The sequence below is a fragment of the Klebsiella sp. P1954 genome, assembly GCF_018199955.1.
Taxonomy (GTDB): domain Bacteria; phylum Pseudomonadota; class Gammaproteobacteria; order Enterobacterales; family Enterobacteriaceae; genus Klebsiella; species Klebsiella pneumoniae.
In genome coordinates, this window is the sequence record NZ_CP073373.1 from 1,387,095 (window position 1) to 1,412,818 (window position 25,724).

Here is a 25,724-nt window from a genome sequence, read left to right on the forward strand (position 1 = left end):
CCGTCAGGCAGGGTTAGGAATATCAATAAAGGTAACATCCAGATCGGTCGTTTCCGTCAGCCATTCGCTGAGGGCGCGAATGCCGCCCCGCTCGGTGGCGTGGTGGCCGGCGGCATAAAAATGCAGGCCCTGCTCGCGGGCAGAGTGAATAGTTTGTTCCGACACTTCGCCGGTGATAAAGGCGTCCACGCCAAAGCGCGCCGCGGCGTCGATAAAGCTCTGGCCGCCGCCGGTACACCAGGCGACGCGGCTGACGGTGTCCGGCCCGGTATCGCCGCACCACAGCGGCTTGCGCCCCAGTCGCGCTTCGATCCACGAGGCCAGTTCGAGGCCGGAAACCGGCATCGACAGCTCGCCCCACGGCACCAGCGGTTCGATTTCGCCGAGCACGTTAATCCCCAGCAGATGCGCCAGCTGCGCGTTATTGCCCAGCTCCGGATGGGCATCCAGCGGCAGGTGCCAACCGTAGAGATTGATATCGTTGGCCAGCAGGGTTTTCAGGCGACGGCGCTTCATGCCGCGGATCACTGGCGATTCGTTTTTCCAGAAATAGCCGTGATGAACAATCACCGCATCCGCCTGCAGACGGACGGCCTCATCCAGCAGCGCCTGGCAGGCCGTCACTCCGGTGACGATCTTGTGCACCGTTTCGCGTCCTTCCACCTGCAGACCGTTAGGGGCGAAGTCACTGATGGCCGCACTATTGAGCTTGTCGTTAATCAGTTGTTCCAGTTCGCTATTTTTCATCGCCACTCCAGCAGATAATCAGGTTATACAAAGGCATAACATAACCATATCCATTCGGGTCGTCGATAGTCCGCTACCGTCACTGACCATGACTTTTTAACGAATCCCGCAATTTGTCTATTCATCCCGCCGCGCATTAGTGTATATTTATGCACTAATAAAGCATATTAAATAATCAGAAAGCCCCTCAAGCCATGAATATGACTGATAAATCGCTATTCATGCAGAACGATCGACTTTCGCTTTACGCCAGGAAACACACTTCATATGCAGACAACATCATCGCAGCCGCGGGCGATCTACTACGTCGTGGCGCTGCAAATCTGGGAGTACTTTAGCTTTTACGGCATGCGCGCCCTGCTGATCCTCTATCTCACCAATCAGCTCAAATATGACGATAACCATGCCTACGCCCTGTTCAGCGCCTACTGTTCGCTGGTCTATGTGACGCCGATCCTCGGCGGCTATCTGGCCGATAAGCTGTTAGGCAACCGGATGGCGGTCATGCTCGGCGCGCTGCTGATGGCCATTGGCCATCTGGTGCTCGGGGCCAGCGAAACCGCTCCGGTTTTCCTGTACCTGTCGCTGGCGATCATCGTCTGCGGCTACGGGTTGTTTAAATCCAACGTCAGCTGTCTGCTGGGGGAGCTGTACGAACCCGCCGATCCGCGTCGCGATGGCGGCTTTTCGCTGATGTATGCCGCCGGCAATATCGGCTCGATTATCGCGCCGATCGCCTGCGGCTACGTACAGGAGGAGTATAGCTGGGCGATGGGCTTTGCCCTGGCGGCCATCGGCATGGTCGCGGGGCTGGTGATTTTCCTCTGCGGCAACCGTCATTTCCAGCATACCGCTGGCGTCAACCGCCAGGCGCTGTGCGCGCGCCGCTTCCTGCTGCCAAACTGGGGCTGGCTGCTGGTGTTGCTGGTTACCGCCCCGCTGCTGATTGCGGTACTGTTCTGGCAGGAGTGGTCGGTGTATGCCCTGATCGTGGCCACGGCCATTGGCCTCGCGGTACTGGCGCGGATCTACCTGCGCGCCGAAACCGATAAACAGCGCAAGGATCTGCGCCTGATCGTCGTCCTGACCGCCTTCAGCCTGCTGTTCTGGGCCTTCGCCCAACAGGGCGGGAGCTCCATCAGCCTGTATATTGACCGCTTCGTTAACCGCCATATCATGAGCTACGAAGTCCCTACCGCTATGTTCCAGTCAATCAACGCCTTCGCGGTGATGCTCTGCGGGATGGTGCTGGCGTGGCTGGTGAAAGAGAGCGTGAACGGCAATCGCACCGTGCGCATCTGGGGGAAATTTGCCCTCGGTCTGGGCCTGATGAGCGCCGGGTTCTGCATTTTGACCCTCAGCGCCCGCTGGTCGGCGGCCTATGGTCAGTCGTCCATGCCGCTGATGGTGCTGGGTCTGGCGGTGATGGGCTTTGCCGAACTGTTTATCGACCCGGTCGCGATGTCGCAGATCACCCGCATTGAGATCCCGGGTGTCACTGGGGTGCTGACCGGTATTTATATGCTGCTCTCAGGGGCCATCGCCAACTATCTGGCCGGCGTTATCGCCGACCAGACCTCGCAGGCGTCATTCGACGCCGCCGGAGCGGTGAACTACTCCATTGACGCCTACATTACCGTCTTCAGCCAGATCACCTGGGGCGCGCTGGCCTGCGTCGGCGTGGTGCTGGTCATCTGGCTGTATCATTCGCTGAAAGTCAGGACCCGCCGTCTGGCGGTGGAGTAATTCCTTTTCTGGCGGCCTCCCAGGCCGCCAGCGTCTCCTGCCGCGCCTGCTTGTGATCAACTATTGGGCGCGAATAGTCCAGCGTGATCCCTTGTTTATCCGCCCACGCCCACGGCTGATGCAGGGCCTTCTCCGGCACCTTTGCCAGCTCCGGCAGCCAGCGACGTATAAACACCCCCTGTTTATCAAACTTTTCGCCCTGGGTGGTGGGGTTAAATATGCGGAAATAGGGCGCGGCGTCGGTGCCCGTTGAAGCCGCCCACTGCCAGCCGCCGTTATTCGCCGCCAGGTCGCCATCAATCAGCTGGCTCATGAAATAGCGCTCGCCCGCCCGCCAGTCGAGGCGCAAATCTTTGGTCAGGAAGCTGGCGACAATCATGCGTAACCGGTTATGCATCCAGCCGGTGGCGTTAAGCTGGCGCATGGCGGCATCAACAATCGGAAAACCGGTCTCCCCGCGCTGCCAGGCCTGTAGGGCGGCCTCCTCTGCGCGCCAGGCGACCTTATCTGTCCAGGCAGTAAATGGCCGCCCTTTACAGAGCTTCGGATAGTAGACCATCAGATGGCGGTAAAACTCGCGCCAGATCAGCTCGTTAAGCCAGGTGGCGCCGGCTCCGCCGTCCAGCGCGGCGGGATGTTCCGTCAGAAGACGATGCAGGCACTGGCGGGGGGACAGCACGCCGATGGCCAGGCAGGGCGACAGTCGACTGGTCCCTTCCACGGCCGGGAAGTCGCGCTGCCCCTCGTAATCCGCCGCCGCTTGCTGACAAAACGCGCGCAGACGCGCCAGCGCCGTTTTTTCATCCGCGGCAAACAGCAGCCCGTCGAACGGCGTTTGCGGGTAGTTAAGCTCAGGCAGCGGCGGCGCCTGGCAGGCAGGCGCCTGGCGCGGCTTCGGGGCCGCCACGCACGCCGGCAGTCCGTCCCGCAGACGGCGAATAAACGCATTTTTAAACGGGGTGAAGACTTTATACATTTCGCCGCCACCGGTCAGTACGCTGCCGGGCGGCAACAGGACGCTGTCGTCAAAGCCCTGGCAAATCACGTCGCGCAAGGTGTTCTCAACGGCGGCATCGCGCTGGCGTTCATTGAATTCGTACTGATAGTTGTAGAACAGGTGACTGACCTGATGCTGCTGGCAAAAATCGGCCAGCCGTTCGACGCTGGCGGTAAAATCGTCCGCCTCTTCTACCCACAGCGGTATGCCCCGTTCCGCCAGCGCGGCATGCAGACTCTGTAAATGGCTGGCGATAAAAGCGGCCTGCCGTGGCGCCAGGTGATGTTCACGCCACTGCCCCGGGGTGGCGATATACAGCGCCAGCACCTGCGCCTGCGGATCGCGGCAGGCGGCAGCCAGCGCCAGGTTATCGTGAATGCGTAAATCCGTGCGTAACCAGACCAGATGGGTGGCCATATCACTCCTTATTATCCGTCAGCAATAATCATCTTATGATCTAAGCCGGCAAAAATAGCGCGCTCCGGCAAAATACGCACCTGCCAATTCCAAGGCGGCGCATAAAAACGAGTGTAGACAAGCGGCGAAAAAAAACCGCCGGGGCAACCCGGCGGTCTTGTTATTTTCTTCGCAGCAGGAGGATTAATAGAAATCGTGAGCGGCTTTCTCCGCCTGCGCCATCCACACCGGCTGCTCGCTGGTTTTCGACCACACCCGGTGCAGCCAGCTGTAGTAGCGGGCGCGATCTTTCCAGAACAGCATCACCGGCAGCGCCGCGACGCCAGCCACGACGGCGAAAGCACGACGCAGCAAAATAATATGAGCAGGATAAGCTTTGTACAACGCCATCATTTCTCTCCCCTTTGTCAGGCCGGCAAGCAGCGCCGGTAAAATTAATCATGTTTGTCTGAGCAAAATAATACCGCTCTGCTTGTAATTTTACTACTCATCCGACCACTAAAAAGCACGTATTTATACTTAATTTACATTCGCCACGTAAATTAGTTACGAAAAAGTTAAATTAATACTAACCATCAGTTAATTTGTGCCTTTGTCATTTTTATACTTTTTTTACACCGCACCCGCGGATTTTTGCGAAATCTTTGCGCCGTAATTTCTATCCTCCAGGTAAATCGAAAACACACCCGGAGGTGGATTGTGACTGCAGGCGTACTCACTGGCGTTGGGCTGGTGTTCCTGTTACTGGCTTATCTGGTTTATGCCTTGATACATGCGGAGGCATTCTGATGGCTGCCCAGGGATTTTTATTATTAGCCAGCTATCTGCTGGTATTGCTGGTGCTGGCGCGCCCGATGGGGATGTGTCTGGCAAGAATGGTGAACGATATCCCGCTTCCCGGCCTGGCCGGCGTCGAGCGCGTCCTGTGGCGCGTGGCCGGGATCCGCGCCGAAGAGATGGGCTGGCTGCAGTATTTGCTGGCGCTCCTGCTGTTTAACGCCCTCGGCGGCCTGGCGCTGTTTGCCCTGCTGATGCTCCAGGGCGTGCTGCCGTTTAACCCGCAGCACCTGCCGGGGCTGTCATGGGATCTGGCGCTCAATACCGCGATCAGCTTTGTCAGCAATACCAACTGGCAGGCTTACGCCGGCGAAAGCACCATGAGTTATCTCAGCCAGATGGTCGGCCTGACGGTGCAGAATTTCCTCTCCGCCGCCACCGGCATCGCCGTGGTCTTCGCCCTGACCCGCGCCTTCGCCCGGCAGAAAATGTCGACCCTCGGCAATGCCTGGGTCGACCTGACGCGCATTACCCTGTGGCTGCTGCTGCCGCTCTCTCTGCTGGTGGCCCTGTTCTTTATTCAGCAGGGCGTGCCGCAGAATCTGCAGGCCTACCAGCCCCTTACCACCCTCGAAGGGGTGCACCAGCTGCTGCCGATGGGGCCTGTCGCCTCACAGGAAGCGATTAAGCTGCTGGGCACTAACGGCGGCGGTTTCTTCAATGCCAACTCCGCCCATCCGTTTGAAAACCCGACCGCGCTGACCAATCTCGTGCAGATGCTGGCGATCTTCCTGATTCCGGCGGCGCTGTGCTTCGCCTTCGGCGAGGTGGTAAGCGATCGGCGTCAGGGACGCGCCATCCTGTGGGCAATGACGCTGATCTTTATCCTCTGCGTCGCCGTGGTGATGTGGGCGGAGACCCGCGGCAACCCCCACCTGCTGACGCTGGGTGCCGACAGCAGCCTGAATATGGAAGGAAAAGAGAGTCGCTTCGGTATTCTCGCCAGCAGTCTGTTCGCGGTGATCACCACCGCCGCCTCCTGCGGCGCGGTCAATGCCATGCATGACTCCTTCACCGCGCTGGGCGGCATGGTGCCGATGTGGCTGATGCAGATTGGCGAAGTGGTATTCGGCGGCGTCGGCTCGGGCCTGTACGGCATGCTGCTGTTCGTTATGCTGGCGGTATTTATCGCCGGGCTGATGGTCGGCCGCACCCCGGAGTACCTCGGGAAGAAAATCGATGTCCGGGAAATGAAAATGATCGCCCTCGCCATTCTGGTCACCCCGACGCTGGTGCTGCTTGGCACGGCGCTGGCGATGATGACCGACGCCGGCCGCGCCGGGATGTTCAACCCTGGACCGCACGGCTTTAGCGAAGTGCTATACGCCGTCACCTCGGCGGCCAATAACAACGGCAGCGCCTTCGCTGGCCTGGGCGCGGCGACGCCGTTCTGGAACCTGCTGCTGGCGTTCTGCATGCTGGTCGGCCGCTTCGCCGTCATCATTCCGGTGATGGCCATCGCCGGCTCGCTGGTGGCGAAGAAAATTCAACCGGCCAGCCCCGGCACCCTGGCCACCCACGACGCCCTGTTTATCGGTTTACTGATCGGCACCGTGCTGCTGGTGGGCGCCCTGACCTTTATTCCTGCGCTGGCGCTTGGCCCGCTGGCTGAACACTTTTCCTTACTTTGAGCGATGCGGAGCACCCTGTTATGAGTCGCAAACAATTAGCCCTGCTGGAGCCGACGCTGGTGCGCCAGGCGCTGCTGGATGCCGTGAAAAAACTCAGCCCGATGGTGCAATGGCGCAATCCGGTGATGTTTATCGTCTGGGTGGGCAGTCTGTTAACCACCCTGCTGGCGATCGCCATGGCTGGCGGCGCCCTGACCGGTAGCGCCACCTTTACCGCCGCCGTCAGTATCTGGCTGTGGTTTACCGTGCTGTTCGCCAACTTTGCCGAAGCGATGGCGGAAGGCCGCAGCAAAGCCCAGGCCAACAGCCTGAAAGGGGTGAAAAAAACGGCCTTCGCCCGCAAACTGCGCGCCCCGCAGCATGACGCGCCGGTCGACCACGTGCCGGCGGAAGATCTGCGCAAAGGCGACGTGGTGCTGGTGGAAGCCGGGGATATTATCCCCTGCGATGGCGAAGTCATCGAAGGCGGCGCCTCGGTGGACGAAAGCGCCATTACCGGCGAGTCTGCCCCGGTGATCCGTGAATCCGGTGGCGATTTTGCCTCGGTGACCGGCGGGACACGCATTCTCTCCGACTGGCTGGTGATCCGCTGCAGCGTGAACCCGGGAGAAACCTTCCTCGACCGGATGATCGCCATGGTGGAAGGCGCCCAGCGCCGTAAAACGCCGAACGAGATCGCCCTGACGATCCTGCTGATCGCCCTGACGCTAGTGTTCCTGCTGGCCACCGCCACCATCTGGCCCTTCTCGGCGTGGAGCGGCAATGCGGTCAGCGTTACCGTACTGGTCGCCCTGCTGGTGTGCCTGATCCCGACCACCATCGGAGGGCTGCTGTCGGCCATCGGCGTCGCCGGGATGAGCCGTATGCTCGGCGCCAACGTGATCGCCACCAGCGGCCGCGCGGTGGAAGCCGCTGGCGACGTCGATGTCCTGCTGCTGGATAAAACCGGGACCATTACCCTCGGCAACCGCCAGGCCTCCGCCTTCCTGCCGGCTCGCGGCGTGGAAGAGCGAACCCTCGCCGACGCCGCCCAGCTCTCCTCGCTGGCGGATGAAACCCCTGAGGGGCGCAGCATCGTGGTGCTGGCGAAACAGCGCTTTAACCTGCGCGAACGCGATCTGCAGTCGCTGCACGCCACCTTTGTCCCCTTTACCGCGCAAACGAGGATGAGCGGCATCAATATCGATCAGCGCATGATCCGCAAAGGGTCGGTGGACGCCATTCGCCGCCACGTGGAGGCCAACGGCGGCCTCTTCCCTGCCGATGTCGATAAACAGGTGGAAGAGGTCGCTCGCCAGGGGGCCACGCCGCTGGTGGTCGCCGAAGGCGAAAAGGTGCTGGGGATTATTGCGCTCAAAGATATCGTCAAAGGCGGCATCAAAGAACGTTTCGCCCAGCTGCGCAAAATGGGCATTAAAACGGTGATGATCACCGGCGATAACCGCCTGACCGCCGCGGCGATCGCCGCCGAGGCCGGCGTCGATGATTTCCTCGCCGAAGCGACGCCGGAAGCCAAGCTGGCGCTGATCCGCCAGTATCAATCGGAAGGTCGGCTGGTGGCGATGACCGGCGACGGCACCAACGACGCGCCCGCGCTGGCTCAGGCCGACGTGGCGGTAGCCATGAACTCCGGTACCCAGGCGGCGAAGGAAGCGGGCAACATGGTCGACCTGGATTCCAACCCCACCAAGCTGATTGAGGTGGTCCATATCGGCAAACAGATGTTAATGACGCGCGGTTCGCTGACCACCTTCAGTATTGCCAACGACGTGGCGAAATATTTCGCCATTATTCCGGCGGCGTTTGCCGCGGTCTATCCTCAGCTGGCCATGCTGAACGTGATGGGTCTGCATTCGCCCTCATCGGCGATCCTCAGCGCCGTTATCTTCAACGCGCTGATCATCGTCTTCCTGATCCCGCTGGCCCTGAAAGGCGTCAGCTATCGCCCGCTCTCCGCCTCGGCGATGCTGCGCCGCAACCTGTGGATCTACGGCCTCGGCGGTCTGCTGGTGCCCTTTATCGGTATTAAAGCCATCGACCTGCTGCTGACCCTGAGCGGTCTGGTGTGAGGAACAAACTATGTCATTGATTCGTCCGGCACTTGTGCTATTTATTCTGTTAACGCTGCTCACCGGCGGCGTCTATCCTCTGCTTACCACCAGCCTGGGACAATGGTGGTTTAACTCACAGGCCAACGGCTCGCTGATCCGCCTGAACGGTGAAGTGCGCGGCTCGGCGCTGATTGGCCAGAACTTCACCGCCGCAGGCTATTTCCAGGGCCGCCCGTCGGCCACCGCGGAGACGGCGGATAATCCCATAGCCTCTGGCGGCAGCAACCTCGCCGCCAGCAACCCGGCGCTGGATAAAGCGGTGAGCGAGCGCGTGCAGGCCCTGCGCGCCGCCAACCCGGACGCCGACCCGCGGGTGCCGGTCGAACTGGTCACCACCTCGGCGAGCGGTCTCGATAACAACCTGACTCCGGCCGCCGCGCTGTGGCAGGTGCCCCGGGTTGCTCAAGCGCGCCAGCTGAGCGTTGAGCAGGTAACCCAGTTGGTGAATCAGGCCACACAAACCCCGCTGCTGAGCTTCCTTGGCCAGCCGGTGGTCAATATACTGCAACTCAATATGGCGCTGGATGCCCTGAAGGATAAGTAAATGAGTGACGAGCCGCTGCGCCCGGACCCTGACCGCCTGCTGCAGCACACCGCCGCCCCGCATCGCGGCAAACTGAAAGTGTTCTTTGGCGCCTGCGCCGGGGTGGGGAAAACCTGGGCGATGCTGGCGGAAGCGCAGCGGCTGCGCGCCCAGGGGCTGGATATTCTGATTGGCGTGGCGGAGACCCACGGCCGTAAAGAGACCGCCGCGATGCTGCAGGGCCTGAGCACTCTGCCGCCGCGGCGGCTTGCCCATCGCGGGCGGTACGTCTATGAGTTCGATCTCGACGCCGCCCTCGCCCGCCGTCCGGCGCTGATTCTGGTGGATGAGCTGGCGCACAGCAATGCGCCAGGCTCCCGCCATCCAAAGCGCTGGCAGGATGTGGATGAACTGCTGGAGGCCGGGATAGATGTTTTCACTACCGTTAACGTCCAGCATCTGGAAAGCCTGAATGACGTCGTCAGCGGGATCACCGGCGTGCAGGTGCGGGAGACGGTTCCCGATCCCTTCTTTGACGCCGCGGACGACGTGGTGCTGGTGGACCTCCCCCCTGACGATCTGCGCCAGCGGCTCAATGAGGGCAAAGTCTACATCGGCGGCCAGGCCGAGCGCGCTATCGAAAACTTTTTCCGCAAGGGCAATCTGATTGCGCTGCGCGAGCTGGCCCTGCGCCGCACCGCCGACCGCGTCGATGAGCAGATGCGCGCCTGGCGCGACCGCCAGGGCCAGGAGAAAGTCTGGCACACCCGCGATGCGATCCTGCTCTGTATCGGGCACAACACCGGCAGCGAAAAGCTGGTGCGCGCCGCCGCCCGGCTCGCCGCCCGCCTGGGCAGCGTCTGGCATGCGGTGTATGTCGAGACCCCTTCCCTGCACCGGCTGCCGGAAGGCCGGCGGCGGGCTATTCTCGCCGCGCTGCGTCTGGCCCAGGAGCTGGGGGCCGAAACCGCCACCCTCTCCGACCCGTCGGAAGAGAAAGCGGTCCTCCATTACGCCCGCGAACATAACCTCGGCAAAATAGTCATTGGCCGCCAAAGCAAGCGCCGCTGGTGGGATCGCAGCGGCTTCGCCGATCGTCTGGCTCGCCATGCGCCGGACCTCGATCTGGTGGTGATCGCCCTCGATGAGAAACCCTTCCCCCTTGCCGCACGCGCCAGCGACAGCCGTCCGGCGCTGGAGAAATGGCGCCTGCAGCTGCAGGGCTGCGCGGTGGCGGTGGCGCTATGCGCCATCATTACCCTGGTGGCCATGCAGTGGTTGATGGCTTTCGAAGCCGCCAACCTGGTGATGCTCTATCTGCTGGGGGTGGTGATCATCGCCCTGGTTTATGGCCGCTGGCCGTCGGTGCTGGCGACGGTGATCAACGTCATCAGCTTCGATCTCTTTTTTGTCGCCCCGCGCGGGACGCTGGCGGTGTCGGATGTCCAGTATCTGCTCACCTTCGGCGTGATGCTCACCGTGGGCCTGCTTATCGGCAACCTCACCGCCGGCGTGCGCTACCAGGCGCGGGTGGCGCGCTACCGTGAACGCCGTACCCGCCATCTGTATGAGATGTCTAAAGCGCTGGCGGTGGGTCGTAGCCAGCAGGATATCGCCACCACCAGCGAGCGGTTTATCGCCTCCACCTTTCAGGCCCGCAGCCAGCTGCTGCTCCCGGACGCCCAGGGAAAACTGCTGCCCTTAACCCACCAGCCAGGGCTGACCCCGTGGGATGACGCCATCGCCCGCTGGAGCTTTGATAAGGGCCAACCTGCCGGCGCCGGCACCGATACCCTGCCCGGCGTGCCGTATCAGATCTTGCCCCTGAAGAGCGCCGCCCGCACCTGGGGACTACTGGTGGTGGAACCGGAGAATCTGCGCCAGCTGATGATCCCGGAGCAGCAGCGGCTGCTGGAGACCTTTACCCTGCTGGTGGCCAGCGCTCTGGAGCGCCTCACCCTGACCGCCAGCGAAGAGCAGGCCCGTCTGACCAGCGAGCGGGAAAGCCTGCGTAACTCGCTGCTCGCCGCCCTGTCGCACGATCTGCGTACTCCGCTAACCGTGCTGTTTGGCCAGGCGGAAATTCTGACCCTCGATCTGGCCAGCGAAGGTTCAAAACATGCCCCGCAGGCCAACGAAATCCGCCAGCATGTGCTCAACACCACCCGGCTGGTGAACAACCTGTTGGATATGGCGCGGATCCAGTCCGGCGGCTTTAATCTGAATAAGGAGTGGCTGACGCTGGAGGAAGTGGTCGGCAGCGCGCTGCGCATGCTCGAGCCAAGCCTCGGCGGCCAGCATATTCAACTGGATTTACCCGATCCCCTCCAGCTGGTGCATGTCGACGGGCCGCTGTTCGAGCGGGTGCTGATCAACCTGCTGGAAAATGCCCATAAGTATGCCGGCGCCCGGGCGAGCATCGGCATTCGCGCCGAGGCGGACGCCCGGCAGCTGTCGCTGGAGGTATGGGATAACGGTCCTGGGATCCCGGCAGGCCAGGAGCAGACTATCTTTGATAAATTCGCCCGCGGCAACAAAGAGTCGGCGATCCCTGGCGTCGGGCTGGGCCTTGCCATCTGTCAGGCCATCGTCGACGTCCACGGCGGGACCATCTCCGCCAGCAACCGGCCCGAGGGCGGCGCCTCATTCCGTGTTACACTGCCGGGAGAAACGCCCCCTGAACTGGAAGAGCTACCTGAGGAATTGTGATTAACGTTCTGATTATCGAAGACGAACACGCTATCCGACGCTTTCTGCGCACCGCGCTGGAAGCCGACGGCATGCGCGTATTTGAAGCGGAAACCCTGCAGCGTGGGCTGATTGAAGCCGCCACCCGTAAGCCCGACCTCGCGATCCTCGACCTCGGCCTGCCGGATGGTGACGGCATTGATTTTATTCGCGACCTGCGTCAGTGGAGCCAGATGCCGATTATCGTCCTGTCAGCGCGTAGCGAAGAGCATGACAAAATTGCCGCCCTGGATGCCGGCGCCGATGACTACTTAAGTAAACCCTTTGGCATCGGCGAGCTGCAGGCCCGCCTGCGCGTCGCTCTGCGTCGCCACGGCGCGGCGCAGGTCGATGAGCCGGTGGTGCGCTTCGCTGACCTGGAGGTCAATATCCCCGCCCGCCGCATCCTGCGCGGCAGCGAAGAGATCCACCTGACGCCTATCGAGTTTCGCCTGCTGGCGGCGCTGTTGAATAATCCCGGCAAAGTGCTTACCCAGCGCCAGCTGCTGAATCAGGTGTGGGGGCCTAACGCCGTGGAGCACAGCCACTATCTGCGGATCTATATGGGTCATCTGCGACAAAAGCTGGAGGCCGATCCGGCACGGCCGCAGCATTTGCTGACCGAAACCGGGATTGGCTATCGCTTTATGCCCTGAATCCCGCCTCTGCAGTACCAGAGGCTGGCGATTTTCAGCCCTTCAGAGAGCAGCAGAAAGCCTGCCAGGATCGCTACATGCCGGACCCCGGCAGCCTGAATCAGCCACAGGCCCAGCGATAGCGAAGGCTGCATAAACAGCAGCCTGAGCGGCGCCTGCCCCCAGGCCAGCCACAGCGCATAGCGGCTCTGGCGGAAAAAAAAGATCATCGATAGCGGGATGCTGATAATCAGCAGAACATTCAGCGGGTACAGCCAGACCGCCGCGGAGCCCCAGGTGTGCAGCAGCTGGAGATAAGCCAGCAGATCGTCGTAAAAAGGGAGGCGGCGGTGGGCAATATTCCACCATAAGAATTGCAGGACGAAAAAGAGATCCATCCACGCCCAGAACAAAAACAGAGACTTCCGTTGTATTTTCATCGCTATCCTTGCGAAAAAAATCAGGCCCGCAAGGGGCCTGATGGTAGTGCGTCGTTAAGCGTTCTTCAGCACTTCGCTGACAATCTCTACCGCTTCTTTTTCAATCAGCTTGCGATGCTCTTCGCCGAGGAAGCTTTCGCAGTAGATCTTGTAGGCGTCTTCGGTGCCTGACGGACGCGCCGCGAACCAGCCGTTGTCGGTCATCACCTTGAGGCCGCCAATCGCCGCCCCGTTGCCCGGCGCCGCGGTCAGACGGGCAGTGATCGGATCCCCCGCCAGGGTGTCAGCGCTGACCATTTCCGGAGAGAGCTTGGACAGCGCCGCTTTCTGCGCGGAGGTCGCGGAAGCCTGCAGACGGTTATAGCTCGGCGCACCGAAGCGTTCCGCCAGTTCGTTGTAATGCTCCTGCGGGTTTTTCCCGGTCACCGCGGTGATCTCCGCCGCCAGCAGGCACATGATGATGCCGTCTTTATCGGTGGACCACGGCGTGCCGTCGAAGCGCAGGAAGGAGGCCCCGGCGCTCTCTTCGCCGCCGAAGCCGAAGCTGCCATCGAACAGGCCGTCGACAAACCACTTAAAGCCCACCGGCACTTCCACCAGCTTGCGGCCCAGATCGTTCACCACGCGGTCAATCATCGCGGAGGAGACCAGCGTTTTACCCACCGCCACCTCTTTGCCCCACTGCGGACGATGCTGGAACAGGTAGTTGATCGCTACCGCCAGGTAGTGGTTCGGGTTCATCAACCCCGCCGGGGTGACAATCCCGTGGCGGTCGTAATCCGGGTCGTTAGCAAACGCCAGATCGAACTTATCGCGAAGCGCCAGCAGGCCGGCCATCGCACACTCTGAGGAGCAATCCATGCGGATGGCGCCGTCTTTATCGAGGTGCATAAAGCGGAAGGTCTGATCCACCTGATCGTTAACAATGGTCAGATTGAGCTTGTAGTGCTCGCCAATGCGTTTCCAGTATTCGATACCGGACCCGCCCAGCGGATCGACGCCCAGCGTCAGGCCGGCTTTCTGGATTGCGGCCATATCGACGATATCCGCCAGCCCCTCAATGAACGGCTGCACCAGATCCTGTTCTTTAACGTGGCCAGAAGCCAGCGCCGCGTCCAGAGAAATGCGTTTCACGCCCTGCAGGCCCGCGGCCAGCAGTTCGTTGGCGCGGTTTTCCACCACTTTGGTGACGTTGGTATCAGCCGGGCCGCCGTTTGGCGGATTGTACTTGATACCACCATCTTCCGGCGGGTTGTGTGACGGGGTGATCACAATGCCGTCCGCCAGCGGACCGCCTTTTTTGTTATGCACCAGAATCGCGTTGGAGACCGCCGGCGTCGGGGTGAAGCCGTTGTTTTCCTGCACGATCACGTCGACGCCGTTGGCGGTTAACACTTCCAGCACCGAAATAAACGCCGGCTCGGAGAGGGCGTGGGTATCTTTGCCGACATAGCACGGACCGGTGATCCCGTTTTTCGCACGATCTTCCGCAATGGCCTGGGCGATGGCCAGGATATGCGGTTCGTTGAAGTTGTGGCGCGCCGCGCTACCGCGATGGCCAGAGGTGCCGAATTTTACCGCATGCTCCGCATTACCGACTTCAGGCTTCAGCACGTAGTACTGAGCAGTCAGTTGGGCGACGTTAATCAAATCACTCTGTTGCGCAGGCTGCCCCGCACGTTTATCGATTGCCATTGCCTGATCCTTCTGGTGCAAATGTTAAAAAGCTAGATCGTGCCGCAAACCTTTTCAATCAGCTCCGCAGGGAACTGCATCGACTGCATGATGTGCTCAATCATGCTGCATTTACGGCCGGTATTGGTATTGGTGATCACCCACCACGGTGTACCAGGAACCTGTTTCGGTTTGGTCTGATTACCGCTTTTCAGCAGCGTACGCGCATCTTCCGCGAAGTAAACGCGCGTGCGGCCGTGCAGAGACTCGGTGGCCTCGGCAAATGCTTTACTGTCCAGGGAGTAGAGGGTCGTCAACACCAGCATAAAACGGTTCACCGCGCGCTTCTGCTCGGCGTATTCATCAGATAACAGCATCTCGCGCATGGCGCGGACTTTATCTTTCACCGGGTTAGCGGGTTTCACCTCAGCGACAGGCGCTGGCGCCAGCGTCGGCGCGGCTTTGCTGACCGGTGTAGCCGGTTGGGAAACGGCGGAAAATTTCAGCATACGCCGTAAAATGTCGGATGCGCTCTCGCCGATATGCAGAGTGTGGCTGGCAATATAGCGATAGAGTTCATCATCAACTTCAATTGTTTTCATCTTAATCCAGTGCGATATCTTTTCTGAATACAAATCGTTGGGATTATAAGTACAAATCCCAACCGCGGATAGCGTCAAACCAGGATGGCGGTAAAACTCAGAAAACTTCTGGGTCTTGCAGCCGGATGGCAGAATGTCCAACATAATACCCTAACCCGACGGAGCGAAAAAAAGAACTTTGCCATGAAATTAAATAGCCGAGCGCAATCTGCACAGAATCCGCACAACCACTCCCCGATCGTGCTGGTCCACGGTCTGTTTGGCAGCCTGGACAACCTGGGCATCCTCGCCCGCGACCTGATCGCCGACCACGATATTGTGCAGGTCGATATGCGCAACCACGGTTTGTCGCCGCGGTCGCCAGAGATGACCTACCCCGCCATGGCGCAGGATCTGCTTGATACGCTCGACGCGCACCAGATCGAGCGCGCCACCTTTATCGGCCATTCGATGGGCGGGAAAGCGGTAATGGCGCTTACCGCCCTGGCGCCTGAACGCATCAGCGGTCTGGTGGCGATCGATATCGCGCCGGTGGATTATCACGTTCGCCGCCATGATGAGATCTTCGCCGCTATCCGCACCGTCAGCGAATCCGCCGCCAGCACCCGCCAGCAGGCGGCGCAGGTGATGCGCGAGCACCTGCAGGAAGAAGGCGTGATTCAGTTCCTGCTGAAATCATTCGTCGACGGCGACTGGCGCTTCAACGTGCCGGTGCTGTGGGACCAGTATCCGCATATCGTCGGCTGGGAAACCATCCCGGCCTGGCCGCACCCGACGCAGTTTATTCCCGGCGGCAACTCGCCCTATGTGACCGACGCCTACCGCGACGCGCTGCTGGCCCAGTTCCCGCAGGCCCGGGCCCACGTCATCGCCGGCGCCGGACACTGGGTCCATGCCGAGAAACCCGAGGCGGTGTTACGCGCCATCCGCCGCTATCTGACGAGCATCGCCGCCTGATTGGCTAAAATATGCCCGACCGCGCCGCAGAATGCCCGCGGTCGTTGGCGCAGCCGTTCGCCTGATGTATGATGGCGCGCTATCTGCGCCGGCTAGAGCCCGGCAGCTTGTTTCCCCGAAGTCACTCAGAATCATGGCAAAAGAACAAACGGACCGTACGACATTAGATTTGTTCGCAAACGAGCGTCGCCCGGGAAGACCGAAAACCAATCCGCTGTCGCGCGATGAACAACTGCGCATCAACAAACGTAACCAGCTGAAACGCGATAAGGTTCGCGGGCTGAAGCGCGTGGAGTTAAAACTCAACGCCGATGCGGTCGATGCGCTCAACGAGCTGGCGGAAGCGCGTAATATGAGCCGCAGCGATCTCATTGAAGAGATGCTGATGACCCAGTTAACCGCCCTGCGCAGCCAGGGAAAAGTCTAACTTTCCGCGAAAAACCCGCATTCATGTAGCAGAGTGTGCAGTCGGGCGTGATTGCTGTTTCCGCGCCCTTGCCTGTTCTGCTATGATTGCCGTTATCTATGGGCATTGCGTCCCTACCACATCATTTAAGTTTCAAGAGGTTATTTTACTCATGGCAATCATCGGCATCTTTTTTGGCAGCGACACCGGCAACACCGAAAATATTGCAAAAATGATTCAAAAGCAGCTTGGTAAAGATGTTGCTGATGTTCACGACATTGCCAAAAGCAGCAAAGAAGACCTGGAAGCCCACGACATCCTGCTGCTCGGTATCCCGACCTGGTACTACGGTGAAGCGCAGTGTGACTGGGATGACTTCTTCCCGACGCTGGAAGAGATCGACTTCAATGGCAAACTGGTGGCACTGTTCGGCTGCGGCGACCAGGAAGATTACGCAGAATACTTCTGCGACGCGCTGGGCACCATCCGCGACATCATTGAGCCGCGCGGCGCGACCATCGTCGGTCACTGGCCAACGGCGGGGTATCATTTTGAAGCTTCCAAAGGCCTGGCGGATGACGACCACTTCGTCGGCCTCGCCATCGATGAAGACCGCCAGCCGGAGCTGACCAACGAGCGCGTTGAGAAATGGGTGAAGCAGGTTGCCGAAGAGCTGCACCTCGAAGAAATCAAAAACGCCTGATGATTAAGCGGCGCAATCATTGAGTTGCGCCGCATTAATAGACAAAAGCAATCAAACTAATAGCTACAAGTTTTTAACTTTTAATCACATATCTGTACAATGTCCTCTGATTCTACGAGGCACGTGACGCAGTTTGTAGCTGGTGCCTCGTTTTTGACAGCAAACCAGGCCCGATGCTTGCAGTTTTCATTTACCAGTGGCAGTTCTATAATGAGACGCATTACGTCGGGTTAATTTCTGTATGACTTCCGTTGAAGGAAGTAGATCGTTTAGCAACAGGACAGATTCCGCATGACTGACAACAATACCGCATTAAAGAAGGCTGGCCTGAAAGTCACACTTCCTCGACTAAAAATCCTTGAAGTGCTGCAGGAACCGGATAACCATCATGTCAGTGCGGAAGACTTATATAAACGCCTGATCGACATGGGCGAAGAGATCGGTCTGGCGACCGTTTACCGCGTCCTCAACCAGTTTGATGACGCCGGCATCGTGACTCGTCATAATTTCGAAGGCGGAAAATCCGTTTTCGAACTGACCCAGCAGCATCACCACGATCACCTGATCTGCCTCGACTGCGGCAAAGTGATCGAATTCAGCGACGACTCGATCGAATTACGCCAGCGTGAAATTGCCTCCCGCCACGGCATCCGCCTGACCAACCACAGTTTATATCTGTACGGTCACTGTGCGGAAGGGGATTGCCGCGAGGACGAACACGCCCACGACGCGGTGGAAAAATAATTCCCCGTTTCGCTGAGACTGAAAAGCCAACCTGCCGGTTGGCTTTTTTATGGGCGCCTCTGGCGCCCTTCCCGCTCACGCCCCTGGGGTGACTTTCCTCATCCCCGCTTTGTCCGGAGAGTTGATATGGAACTTCACCAGCGGGGCTATCTCTGACCGAATCGGTCGTCGTCCGGTGCTGATAGGCATTACCGTGCTGGCGCTGCTCACCACCTGGCCGGTGATGCACTGGCTCACCGTCGCGCCCGATTTCACCCGTATGACGCTGGTCCTGCTATGGTTCTCGTTCTTCTTTGGCATGTATAACGGCGCGATGGTCGCGGCGCTTACCGAAGTGATGCCGGTATACGTCCGCACCGTGGGCTTTTCGCTGGCCTTCAGCCTTGCCACCACGATCTTCGGGGGACTGACGCCAGCTATTTCCATCGCCCTGGTCGAGCTCAGCGGCGATAAAAGCGCGCCGGGCTGGTGGCTAATTTGCGCCGCGCTGTGCGGATTCATTGCCACCGCGCTACTGTTCGTGCGGCTGAGCCGCGGCTATCAGCCGGCGGAGAGTCAGCGCTAAAAAAACAAACGGGCGGAGATATGCCCCGCCCGTTTGCCGCTGTCGTCTGATTTAATGGGTCGTATTATTGCTGCGGATCTCCTTCCAGATCTGATCGCAGCGCGCTTTCACCGCCTGATCGTTGCCGGTGCGGGTGGCCTGAATACACTGTTGGTAATCCAGGACGCGAACGCTCTCCTGGTTGGCGAACTGCTGGTGCTGTTTATCCTTTTTCAGCACATTCAGTACGCTCTGGCAGGCTTCAATCTTGTCCGGATTCCCTTCCGCCGTATTAATACAGGCGCTATAGGCATCTTTCAGTTTGGTGTCTTCTTTCGGCGCCGGCGACGTGGTGCAGGCCACCAGGCCCGCTGCCATCATGGCAATAAACAGCATTTTTTTCATTGTCGTTCTCCCAGAGGTGCGGCAGGCTCACGCCCGCCGCGCAGGCATCAGAAAATAGTGAACGGGGCGATAACCATGAACTTCACGTCGCGCTCATCCTGGAAGATGTTGCCGTAGCCGCCGCTCCAGCTCGGAATATCGGAATGGTTGTCGTATTGGGTAAAGTGCAGTTTGAACAGGGTGCCCTTCGCCCGCCCTTCCTGTACGGTATACATTGCATCCAGGCTATAGGCCGACTCTTTCAGGCGATAGTCAGGGTCATAGTACGCATCCGGAGAGGACATTCGGCCCGGCTTCGCATCCCAGGCGTAGACATAAGACGCGCCGAACGCCCAGCCCGGCATATCCCAGTTTTTCATGTCATACATCGCGCCAAAGAAGACCGCTTTTTCGCCGTTGGCGTTAAAGTCGGAGCGGTTATCCCACCAGATATCGAGACGACCATTGGAAGAGGCGTAGGTCGGGGTCATACGCTGCAGGAAGTAGCCCTGCTGGCCATCAGCCTTCACCCAGGTTCCCTCGAGACGCAGATCCAGGACATCCGCCACCTTATAACCAAAGGTTAACGCCTGCAGCCATGCGGTGCCATCATAGATGTCGTTGACCCCGCCGTTGCTGACCTTATCGCGGGTGCCGTAGAACTGGTAGCTGGTGCTCAGCGGCGCGCCGGCGACATCAAACTTGTAGCTGGCTTTAGCAAAGTACTGATCGATATAGCCCTGAGCCTGACCAAATGCCGCCTCCAGCACCAGGTCATTTTTGAAATCATATTTAGCGCCGACGGAGTGGAGATAATCGACTTTGGTCTTCTTATCGTTCTGATAGAAATCGTCCATCTCGATATGCCATGGCGCTTTATACTCGTTCGTCCACATATAGGAGAAACTTAACGCGCCCGCCGTGCCATAGTCGAAGTTAGCCCCGGCCTCCGCCCCCTGATAGGTACCTGGCATAAAACTCCAGTGCGGGGCCAGCAGAGTCTGGCCGGTTGGCTGGATATAGCCCGCACGTGCCCACGCCGGACCATATTTGAATTTCGCTGCGGCTTTATACAGGCTGATGCCGCTCTTATCGCCGGAATAGTCTTCGTCATAGGCTTTGTTACGTGACGAGAAGGCAATTTCGTTCGGGTGGCCGCTATCGCCGTTCTCCGCCATTTCAATCGCGGTAAACGCGGCAATATCAAGGCCAAACATATCGGCGGCATAGCCGGACTGGAAGTCCAGGTTGGCGTTCCAGGTGGAGTGGGAAAGGTTGGTTTTGTATTTGTCGCCGTCGGTCACATCTTTACGGTCACGCTCACGCTGCCAGTAATAGATACCGCCGGTTAAGGTTGAATCATCGATAAAGCCTGCTGCGCTGGCCTGTGGAGCCACAACCCAGCCCGACATCGCGGTGACGGCGGCAATAGCCAGCGCCAGCGTACTACGTTTGCCACTAAACGTACGCATGTGCATATCCTCTTTGACGTTTTAAAAGGCGAAGACCAGCGGTCATTCGCTAAAAAATAAATAAAACTGCAAAATGTGGGGCGGTAAAAAAGACCGCGAAACCACTGTAGATAGACTATTTTTCGTGACGCGAATTATCAATGTTTTTCGTGAGGCAAAGCTTAAGATTATGACAAAGCGCACATATTTTATGTCGTTTTGTTACAGTCTTATCTCTGATGATTTTGTTATGGAAGTCATTGCAAAATCAGGGAAAAACGCAATCATTGAAAGCGATTACATTGGTTTTTTGTATGTGACAGGAAACATCAGAAGCGCTATTTATTACCGCGCAGAAACAGAATTAATTCGCATCGCGAAAATGAAAAGTTTAATTAGCTGATTCTGAAACAAAAAAAGCGCCGCTGGGAGCGACGCTTTGACAGAAAAGAAATGTTATTCGCCCGCTTTCGCCCAGGTATCACGCAGCCCGACGGTGCGGTTGAACACCAGATTGGTTGCGGTTGCATAGCGGCTGTCGAGGCAGAAATAGCCTTCACGCTCAAACTGGTAAGCTTTACCGGCTTCGGCCTGCGCCAGGCTCGGCTCCGCGTACCCCTGTTTGATCACCAGCGATTCCGGGTTGATCACTGCGAGGAAATCGTCCGCCGCGCCTGGGTTTGGCACGCTGAACAGACGATCGTAGAGACGGATCTCTACCGGCAGCGCATGCGCCGCGCTTACCCAATGGATCACGCCTTTGACCTTGCGGCCGTCGGCCGGATCTTTGCTCAGGGTGTCGGCATCGTAGGTGCAGAAGATGGTGGTAATATTGCCTTCGGCATCTTTCTCCACGCGTTCCGCTTTGATGACGTAGGCGTTGCGCAGACGCACTTCTTTACCCAGCACCAGACGCTTGTACTGTTTGTTGGCTTCTTCGCGGAAGTCCGCGCGATCGATCCAGATTTCGGCGCTGAACGGCACTTCACGACTGCCCATTTCCGGCTTGTTCGGATGGTTCGGCATCACCACCATTTCGCTTTCGCCCTGCGGATAGTTCTCGATAACCAGTTTCACCGGGTCGATCACCGCCATCGCGCGCGGGGCGTTTTCGTTCAGATCTTCACGAATGCAGGACTCCAGCGACGCCATCTCGATGGTGTTGTCCTGCTTGGTCACGCCGATGCGCTTGCAGAACTCGCGGATGGATTCGGCGGTGTAGCCGCGACGACGCAGACCGGAGATGGTCGGCATACGCGGGTCGTCCCAGCCTTCCACGTGCTTCTCAGTCACCAGCTGGTTCAGCTTACGCTTGGACATCACGGTGTATTCGAGATTCAGGCGCGAGAATTCGTACTGACGCGGATGCACCGGGATGCTGATGTTGTCCAGCACCCAATCGTACAGGCGGCGGTTGTCCTGGAACTCCAGGGTACACAGCGAGTGGGTAATGCCTTCCAGCGCATCGCTGATGCAGTGGGTGAAGTCGTACATCGGGTAGATGCACCACTTGTTGCCAGTCTGATGATGCTCAGCGAACTTAATGCGGTACAGCACCGGATCGCGCATCACGATAAACGGCGACGCCATATCGATCTTCGCGCGCAGGCAGGCTTTGCCCTCTTCGAAGCCGCCGCTGCGCATTTTTTCAAACAGCGCCAGGTTCTCTTCCACGCTGCGGTCGCGATACGGGCTGTTTTTACCCGGCGCTTTCAGGGTGCCGCGGTATTCGCGAATTTCATCAGGAGAGAGTTCATCAACATAGGCCAGACCTTTGTTGATCAGCTCAACCGCATACTGATGCAGCTGATCGAAATAATCAGACGAGTAGCATACGTCCCCGGACCAGTGGAAACCTAACCACTGCACGTCGTTTTTAATCGACTCAACGTATTCGATATCTTCTTTCACCGGGTTGGTGTCATCGAAACGCAGGTTGCATTGGCCCTGATAATCCTGGGCGATGCCGAAGTTCAGGCAGATGGATTTTGCATGGCCAATGTGCAGATAACCGTTCGGCTCCGGCGGGAAGCGAGTGTGAACGGTGGTATGTTTACCGGTAGCCAGATCTTCATCAATAATCTGACGGATAAAGTTAGTCGGGCGGGCTTCTGCCTCACTCATCACGGGTTCCTCAAAGCGTAAACAACGTATAACGGCACATGATCTTACAAGCAGGGCGTAGTGACAACTATTAGTTACGTAAAATAGGTATCAGAAGAGGATTATGGGGCCGATTGCTGGAAAAAAAAGCGGCGAAGGTTTCCCTTCGCCGCTGAGGCAAAAACTCGACTCAGGAGCCTTACTTGCCTTTAATCTCATACAGCGGCGTCTGGCCAGCAACGACCTTACCGCTCGCCAGTATCACCAGCGCGCTGTAGTCATCGCTGTTGCTGCAGACGACCGGACTGATCATTGAGCGCGCGTTGGCGTTGAGGAAGTCCAGATCCATTTCCAGAATCGGCTCACCCGCCTTCACGTCCGTGCCCTCTTCAACCAGACGTTTGAAGCCCTTGCCCTCCAGCGCCACGGTGTCGATACCCATGTGAACGACGATTTCCGCACCGTTGTTGGTTTCGAGGCAGAACGCGTGGTTAGTGTTGAAAATTTTCACCACGGTACCGGCGGCCGGGGCCACCACGATGTTGCTGGTCGGTTTCACCGCGATCCCGTCGCCGACGGCTTTGCTGGCGAAGGCTTCGTCCGGCACCTGCTCGAGGGCCACCACGTCACCGGTAATCGGCGAAACCAGCGACTCAACGGTCTTCGCGTTCGCTACCGCCTGCGGTTTAGCCGCGGGCGCTGCGGTGGCGACGTTGCCAGCCGGTGCGGCTGCCGCTGCCGCTACCGGGCCGCGGGTAACCACTTTTTTCATCTCATCGCCGATAGACTCTGCTTTCGCACCGACGATAACCTGAATGGTTTGCTTATTCAGTTTCACCACCCCGGACGCGCCGAGACGTTTACAGGCGGCGTCGTTCACCTTCGCCGAATCGCCCACGGTCAGACGCAGACGGGTGATACAGGCGTCAATGGCTTTCAGGTTGTCCGTTCCGCCCACCGCGGCGATATAGCTGGTCGCCAGCTGGGTCAGCCCCTCTTCAGTGTTGCTGTTGGCTTCTTCCGTTACCACGTCAGCGGCTTTGTCTTCACGACCCGGTGTTTTCAGGTTGAACATGCGGATCACCGCGCTGAACAGCAGGAAGTAGACGAAGAAGAACACCACGCCCATCACCAGCAGCATCCAGACGTTTTTGCTGGCGGCCGGCAGGCTGTACATCAGCACGTAGTCAATTGCACCTGCGGAGAAGGAGAAGCCCGCATGGATCCCGAGCGCCGTTGCGATGAACAGGCTGATACCGGTCAGCACCGCATGCAGGAGGTACAGCAGCGGAGCCAGGAACATGAACAGGAATTCCAGCGGCTCGGTTACCCCGGTCAGGAACGCGGTGATGGCCACGGACAGCAGCATACCGCCTACCATCGGACGACGCGCTTTCGGCGCCGCCAGATACATCGCCAGCGCCGCACCCGGCAGACCAAACATCATGATTGGGAAGAAGCCGGACATGAACATCCCCGCGGTGCCGTCGCCGGCGTAGAAGCGGTTGATGTCGCCGTGGAACACAGCGCCAGCGGCGTTAGTGAACTCACCAATCTGGAACCAGGCGATGGTGTTCAGCACCTGATGCAGACCGGTTGGGATCAGCAGACGGTTGATGAAACCAAAGATACCGGAACCCAGCGCGCCTGCGGAGACGATCCATTCGCCGCCAGAGTGGATAGCGTGCTGCACCGGCGGCCAGACGTAGCCGAAGATCGCCGCGAGGATCAGACAGAAGAAGCCGGTGGCGATCGGCACGAAGCGTTTGCCGCCGAAGAAGCTCAGGAAGTCCGGCAGCTTGATGCCGGCCCAGCGGTTGTATACCGCCCCTGCCACCAGACCGGTAATGATACCGGCCAGCACGCCCATATTGATTTCCGGGTTGATGGTGACCATCGCTTTGGTCATCACGAAATACCCTACCGCACCGGCCAGCGCCGCAGAACCGGCGTTATCCTTGGACCAGCTTGATGCCACACCAATTGCGAAGATCAGCGCCAGATTATCGAAGATCGCCCCACCCGCTTGCGCGATGAAGGGTACATTCAACAGGTCTGGTTGCCCGAAACGCAGCAGCAATGCCGCGACCGGCAGCACTGCGATAGGGAGCTGCAACGCCCTACCCAGTCGCTGAAAGAAACCTAAAATATTCATCTTATTCCCCCTATGAGACCCCGATGAGGCTCATTTCAAAGCCACTTTTTTATTGTGTAACAAGGTCGGTTTTATCACTTACCGGCAAAGTGTGTGAAAAATTAATTCGTATCGCAAATTAAACGGGTATTTTTTGTGATAATTATCACCAAATATCGTATTCCCTCCTCCCTTACACTGGCTAACAACGAAAACTTATTTTATCATTCAAAAAATCAACATGGATTGACCCCGGTCGGCGCAGTTGCTGCAATACTCTCCTTAGAGTGCTGGCGCCAATCCGCCAGAATCTACTTTGACTATAGAGGTGAAGAATGAGACTGATTCCCCTGGTAACCGCTGAGCAGGTCGGTAAATGGGCTGCCCGCCATATCGTTAACCGCATTAATGCATTTAAACCAACCGCGGACCGTCCGTTCGTCCTGGGTCTGCCAACCGGTGGTACCCCGCTGACCGCCTACAAGGCGTTGGTTGAAATGCATAAAGCAGGCCAGGTTAGCTTCAAGCACGTCGTCACCTTTAACATGGATGAATACGTTGGCCTGCCGAAAGAGCATCCGGAAAGCTATCATAGCTTTATGCACCGTAATTTCTTTGACCACGTTGATATTCCGGCAGAAAATATCAACCTGCTGAATGGTAACGCGCCGGACATCGATGCGGAATGCCGTCGCTATGAAGAAAAAATTCGTTCCTACGGTAAAATCCACCTGTTCATGGGCGGCGTGGGCAACGATGGTCATATCGCGTTTAACGAACCGGCCTCTTCTCTGGCGTCCCGCACCCGTATTAAGACCCTGACCCATGAAACCCGCGTAGCGAACTCCCGCTTCTTCGACGGCGATGTGGATCTGGTGCCGAAATATGCGCTGACCGTCGGTGTGGGCACCCTGCTGGACGCAGAAGAAGTGATGATTCTGGTGCTGGGTCATCAGAAAGCGCTGGCGCTGCAGGCGGCGGTAGAAGGTAACGTCAACCACATGTGGACTATTACCTGTCTGCAGCTGCATCCGAAGGCGGTGATCGTCTGCGACGAACCGTCCACCATGGAGCTGAAAGTGAAGACGCTGAAATATTTCAACGAATTAGAAGCTGAAAATATTAAAGGTCTGTAATGTAGTCCTTCCCGCGCCCTGGCGCGGGATCATCTTTTTCTTTGTACGCACCATCATGCCGGCGGCAAACGAACG

Annotated in this window: 24 protein-coding genes; 14 read left to right on the top strand and 10 right to left on the bottom strand. The window is 58.5% G+C overall.

The genetic code is table 11. The features are described from left to right. Positions 1 to 3: 3 nt before the first annotated feature. Positions 4 to 747, bottom strand: a complete 744-nt coding sequence (locus KB890_RS06815; protein ID WP_004176858.1) for a type 2 GTP cyclohydrolase I — start codon at positions 745 to 747, stop codon at positions 4 to 6. Positions 748 to 1,014: 267 nt separating this feature from the next. Here KB890_RS06815 and KB890_RS06820 point away from each other — a divergent pair, with 267 nt between their 5' ends. Continuing rightward, positions 1,015 to 2,493, top strand: a complete 1,479-nt coding sequence (locus KB890_RS06820; protein WP_004142240.1) for an MFS transporter — start codon at positions 1,015 to 1,017, stop codon at positions 2,491 to 2,493. Here the strand turns inward: KB890_RS06820 and phrB are convergent. Both phrB and KB890_RS06830 read right to left on the bottom strand, forming a co-directional pair. Then, positions 2,465 to 3,907 (bottom strand): deoxyribodipyrimidine photo-lyase, encoded by a 1,443-nt coding sequence (gene phrB / locus KB890_RS06825; RefSeq protein ID WP_004147610.1) that lies wholly within the window; start codon positions 3,905 to 3,907, stop codon positions 2,465 to 2,467. The genes KB890_RS06820 and phrB overlap by 29 nt on opposite strands. 183 nt (positions 3,908 to 4,090) lie before the next feature. Further along, positions 4,091 to 4,300: a DUF2517 family protein gene (locus tag KB890_RS06830; protein ID WP_004142243.1), complete on the bottom strand. Its 210-nt coding sequence runs from the start codon at positions 4,298 to 4,300 to the stop codon at positions 4,091 to 4,093. A gap of 306 nt (positions 4,301 to 4,606) precedes the next feature. Between KB890_RS06830 and kdpF the strand changes: the two genes are divergently transcribed. From kdpF to kdpE, 6 genes are read left to right on the top strand one after another with little or no spacing between them, the layout of a single operon-like run. After that, on the top strand, positions 4,607 to 4,696 hold the full coding sequence (kdpF, locus tag KB890_RS06835; RefSeq protein WP_020323459.1) for a K(+)-transporting ATPase subunit F: 90 nt from the start codon (positions 4,607 to 4,609) through the stop codon (positions 4,694 to 4,696). After that, entirely contained in the window at positions 4,696 to 6,375 is a 1,680-nt protein-coding gene (kdpA, locus tag KB890_RS06840; protein WP_004179062.1) for a potassium-transporting ATPase subunit KdpA, read from the top strand. The genes kdpF and kdpA overlap by 1 nt, the downstream gene beginning before the upstream one ends. Positions 6,376 to 6,395: 20 nt before the next feature. Continuing rightward, positions 6,396 to 8,444 (top strand): potassium-transporting ATPase subunit KdpB, encoded by a 2,049-nt coding sequence (gene kdpB, locus KB890_RS06845; protein ID WP_004179061.1) that lies wholly within the window; start codon positions 6,396 to 6,398, stop codon positions 8,442 to 8,444. Positions 8,445 to 8,454: 10 nt separating this feature from the next. Beyond that, entirely contained in the window at positions 8,455 to 9,030 is a 576-nt protein-coding gene (gene kdpC, locus KB890_RS06850) for a potassium-transporting ATPase subunit KdpC (protein ID WP_004179059.1), read from the top strand. Continuing rightward, complete coding sequence (kdpD, locus tag KB890_RS06855) at positions 9,031 to 11,718, top strand: two-component system sensor histidine kinase KdpD (RefSeq protein WP_004179057.1); 2,688 nt, start codon at positions 9,031 to 9,033, stop codon at positions 11,716 to 11,718. Then, positions 11,715 to 12,392 carry a two-component system response regulator KdpE gene (gene kdpE / locus KB890_RS06860; RefSeq protein WP_004179054.1) on the top strand — a complete coding sequence of 226 codons (678 nt, stop codon included), beginning with the start codon at positions 11,715 to 11,717 and terminating at the stop codon, positions 12,390 to 12,392. Before kdpD ends, kdpE begins: the two co-directional genes overlap by 4 nt. Here kdpE and KB890_RS06865 read toward each other — a convergent pair. From KB890_RS06865 to seqA, 3 genes are read right to left on the bottom strand one after another with little or no spacing between them, the layout of a single operon-like run. Continuing rightward, a complete protein-coding gene (locus KB890_RS06865; RefSeq protein WP_004179052.1) occupies positions 12,374 to 12,811 on the bottom strand; it encodes a hypothetical protein in 438 nt (145 codons plus the stop codon). The two genes, kdpE and KB890_RS06865, sit on opposite strands and share 19 nt — an antisense overlap. Before the next feature lie 54 nt (positions 12,812 to 12,865). Next, entirely contained in the window at positions 12,866 to 14,506 is a 1,641-nt protein-coding gene (gene pgm / locus KB890_RS06870) for a phosphoglucomutase (alpha-D-glucose-1,6-bisphosphate-dependent) (RefSeq protein ID WP_002894773.1), read from the bottom strand. Between the two features lie 32 nt (positions 14,507 to 14,538). Next, positions 14,539 to 15,087, bottom strand: a complete 549-nt coding sequence (gene seqA / locus KB890_RS06875; protein WP_002894771.1) for a replication initiation negative regulator SeqA — start codon at positions 15,085 to 15,087, stop codon at positions 14,539 to 14,541. Between the two features lie 183 nt (positions 15,088 to 15,270). On the opposite strand from seqA, the gene ybfF reads away from it, so the two are divergent. The 5 genes from ybfF (at position 15,271) to KB890_RS06900 (ending at position 18,462) form a co-directional block, all read left to right on the top strand. Beyond that, entirely contained in the window at positions 15,271 to 16,044 is a 774-nt protein-coding gene (gene ybfF / locus KB890_RS06880; protein ID WP_004179050.1) for an esterase, read from the top strand. A 133-nt stretch (positions 16,045 to 16,177) separates the two neighbouring features. Continuing rightward, positions 16,178 to 16,471 (top strand): LexA regulated protein, encoded by a 294-nt coding sequence (gene ybfE, locus KB890_RS06885; protein ID WP_002894767.1) that lies wholly within the window; start codon positions 16,178 to 16,180, stop codon positions 16,469 to 16,471. 151 nt (positions 16,472 to 16,622) lie between these two features. Next, complete coding sequence (gene fldA / locus KB890_RS06890) at positions 16,623 to 17,153, top strand: flavodoxin FldA (protein ID WP_002894765.1); 531 nt, start codon at positions 16,623 to 16,625, stop codon at positions 17,151 to 17,153. A 291-nt stretch (positions 17,154 to 17,444) separates the two neighbouring features. Beyond that, positions 17,445 to 17,897, top strand: a complete 453-nt coding sequence (gene fur / locus KB890_RS06895; RefSeq protein ID WP_002894761.1) for a ferric iron uptake transcriptional regulator — start codon at positions 17,445 to 17,447, stop codon at positions 17,895 to 17,897. Positions 17,898 to 18,018: 121 nt separating this feature from the next. After that, positions 18,019 to 18,462, top strand: coding sequence for a citrate transporter CitA domain protein (locus tag KB890_RS06900; protein WP_020324226.1), 444 nt, complete (start codon positions 18,019 to 18,021; stop codon positions 18,460 to 18,462). 51 nt (positions 18,463 to 18,513) lie between these two features. Here KB890_RS06900 and chiQ read toward each other — a convergent pair whose 3' ends face one another. Continuing rightward, positions 18,514 to 18,846, bottom strand: coding sequence for a ChiQ/YbfN family lipoprotein (gene chiQ / locus KB890_RS06905; protein WP_004179045.1), 333 nt, complete (start codon positions 18,844 to 18,846; stop codon positions 18,514 to 18,516). Between the two features lie 47 nt (positions 18,847 to 18,893). Continuing rightward, positions 18,894 to 20,297 carry a chitoporin ChiP gene (gene chiP / locus KB890_RS06910; RefSeq protein ID WP_004152230.1) on the bottom strand — a complete coding sequence of 468 codons (1,404 nt, stop codon included), beginning with the start codon at positions 20,295 to 20,297 and terminating at the stop codon, positions 18,894 to 18,896. A 229-nt stretch (positions 20,298 to 20,526) separates the two neighbouring features. Here chiP and KB890_RS27795 point away from each other — a divergent pair, with 229 nt between their 5' ends. Continuing rightward, positions 20,527 to 20,679 carry a hypothetical protein gene (locus tag KB890_RS27795; RefSeq protein ID WP_410404544.1) on the top strand — a complete coding sequence of 51 codons (153 nt, stop codon included), beginning with the start codon at positions 20,527 to 20,529 and terminating at the stop codon, positions 20,677 to 20,679. Positions 20,680 to 20,732: 53 nt separating this feature from the next. Here the strand turns inward: KB890_RS27795 and glnS are convergent, their stop codons facing one another. Together glnS and nagE are read right to left on the bottom strand one after the other, a co-directional pair. After that, complete coding sequence (glnS, locus tag KB890_RS06920) at positions 20,733 to 22,400, bottom strand: glutamine--tRNA ligase (RefSeq protein ID WP_002894753.1); 1,668 nt, start codon at positions 22,398 to 22,400, stop codon at positions 20,733 to 20,735. 178 nt (positions 22,401 to 22,578) lie between these two features. Beyond that, entirely contained in the window at positions 22,579 to 24,534 is a 1,956-nt protein-coding gene (gene nagE, locus KB890_RS06925) for a PTS N-acetyl glucosamine transporter subunit IIABC (protein WP_004147599.1), read from the bottom strand. A 314-nt stretch (positions 24,535 to 24,848) separates the two neighbouring features. Between nagE and nagB the strand changes: the two genes are divergently transcribed. Next, the gene (gene nagB, locus KB890_RS06930; protein ID WP_002894749.1) at positions 24,849 to 25,649 is read left to right on the top strand and encodes a glucosamine-6-phosphate deaminase; all 801 of its coding nucleotides are present in this window, start codon (positions 24,849 to 24,851) and stop codon (positions 25,647 to 25,649) included. Positions 25,650 to 25,724: the final 75 nt, after the last annotated feature.

Excerpts from the sequence above, each read along its gene's own strand:
- KB890_RS06815 (WP_004176858.1), bottom strand. The coding sequence starts at position 747 with ATGAAAAATAGCGAACTGGAACAACTGATTAACGACAAGCTCAATAGT.
- KB890_RS06820 (WP_004142240.1), top strand. The coding sequence starts at position 1,015 with ATGCAGACAACATCATCGCAGCCGCGGGCGATCTACTACGTCGTGGCG.
- phrB (WP_004147610.1), bottom strand. The coding sequence starts at position 3,907 with ATGGCCACCCATCTGGTCTGGTTACGCACGGATTTACGCATTCACGAT.
- KB890_RS06830 (WP_004142243.1), bottom strand. The coding sequence starts at position 4,300 with ATGATGGCGTTGTACAAAGCTTATCCTGCTCATATTATTTTGCTGCGT.
- kdpA (WP_004179062.1), top strand. The coding sequence starts at position 4,696 with ATGGCTGCCCAGGGATTTTTATTATTAGCCAGCTATCTGCTGGTATTG.
- kdpB (WP_004179061.1), top strand. The coding sequence starts at position 6,396 with ATGAGTCGCAAACAATTAGCCCTGCTGGAGCCGACGCTGGTGCGCCAG.
- kdpC (WP_004179059.1), top strand. The coding sequence starts at position 8,455 with ATGTCATTGATTCGTCCGGCACTTGTGCTATTTATTCTGTTAACGCTG.
- kdpD (WP_004179057.1), top strand. The coding sequence starts at position 9,031 with ATGAGTGACGAGCCGCTGCGCCCGGACCCTGACCGCCTGCTGCAGCAC.
- KB890_RS06865 (WP_004179052.1), bottom strand. The coding sequence starts at position 12,811 with ATGAAAATACAACGGAAGTCTCTGTTTTTGTTCTGGGCGTGGATGGAT.
- pgm (WP_002894773.1), bottom strand. The coding sequence starts at position 14,506 with ATGGCAATCGATAAACGTGCGGGGCAGCCTGCGCAACAGAGTGATTTG.
- seqA (WP_002894771.1), bottom strand. The coding sequence starts at position 15,087 with ATGAAAACAATTGAAGTTGATGATGAACTCTATCGCTATATTGCCAGC.
- ybfF (WP_004179050.1), top strand. The coding sequence starts at position 15,271 with ATGAAATTAAATAGCCGAGCGCAATCTGCACAGAATCCGCACAACCAC.
- ybfE (WP_002894767.1), top strand. The coding sequence starts at position 16,178 with ATGGCAAAAGAACAAACGGACCGTACGACATTAGATTTGTTCGCAAAC.
- fldA (WP_002894765.1), top strand. The coding sequence starts at position 16,623 with ATGGCAATCATCGGCATCTTTTTTGGCAGCGACACCGGCAACACCGAA.
- fur (WP_002894761.1), top strand. The coding sequence starts at position 17,445 with ATGACTGACAACAATACCGCATTAAAGAAGGCTGGCCTGAAAGTCACA.
- chiQ (WP_004179045.1), bottom strand. The coding sequence starts at position 18,846 with ATGAAAAAAATGCTGTTTATTGCCATGATGGCAGCGGGCCTGGTGGCC.
- chiP (WP_004152230.1), bottom strand. The coding sequence starts at position 20,297 with ATGCGTACGTTTAGTGGCAAACGTAGTACGCTGGCGCTGGCTATTGCC.
- KB890_RS27795 (WP_410404544.1), top strand. The coding sequence starts at position 20,527 with ATGGAAGTCATTGCAAAATCAGGGAAAAACGCAATCATTGAAAGCGAT.
- glnS (WP_002894753.1), bottom strand. The coding sequence starts at position 22,400 with ATGAGTGAGGCAGAAGCCCGCCCGACTAACTTTATCCGTCAGATTATT.
- nagE (WP_004147599.1), bottom strand. The coding sequence starts at position 24,534 with ATGAATATTTTAGGTTTCTTTCAGCGACTGGGTAGGGCGTTGCAGCTC.
- nagB (WP_002894749.1), top strand. The coding sequence starts at position 24,849 with ATGAGACTGATTCCCCTGGTAACCGCTGAGCAGGTCGGTAAATGGGCT.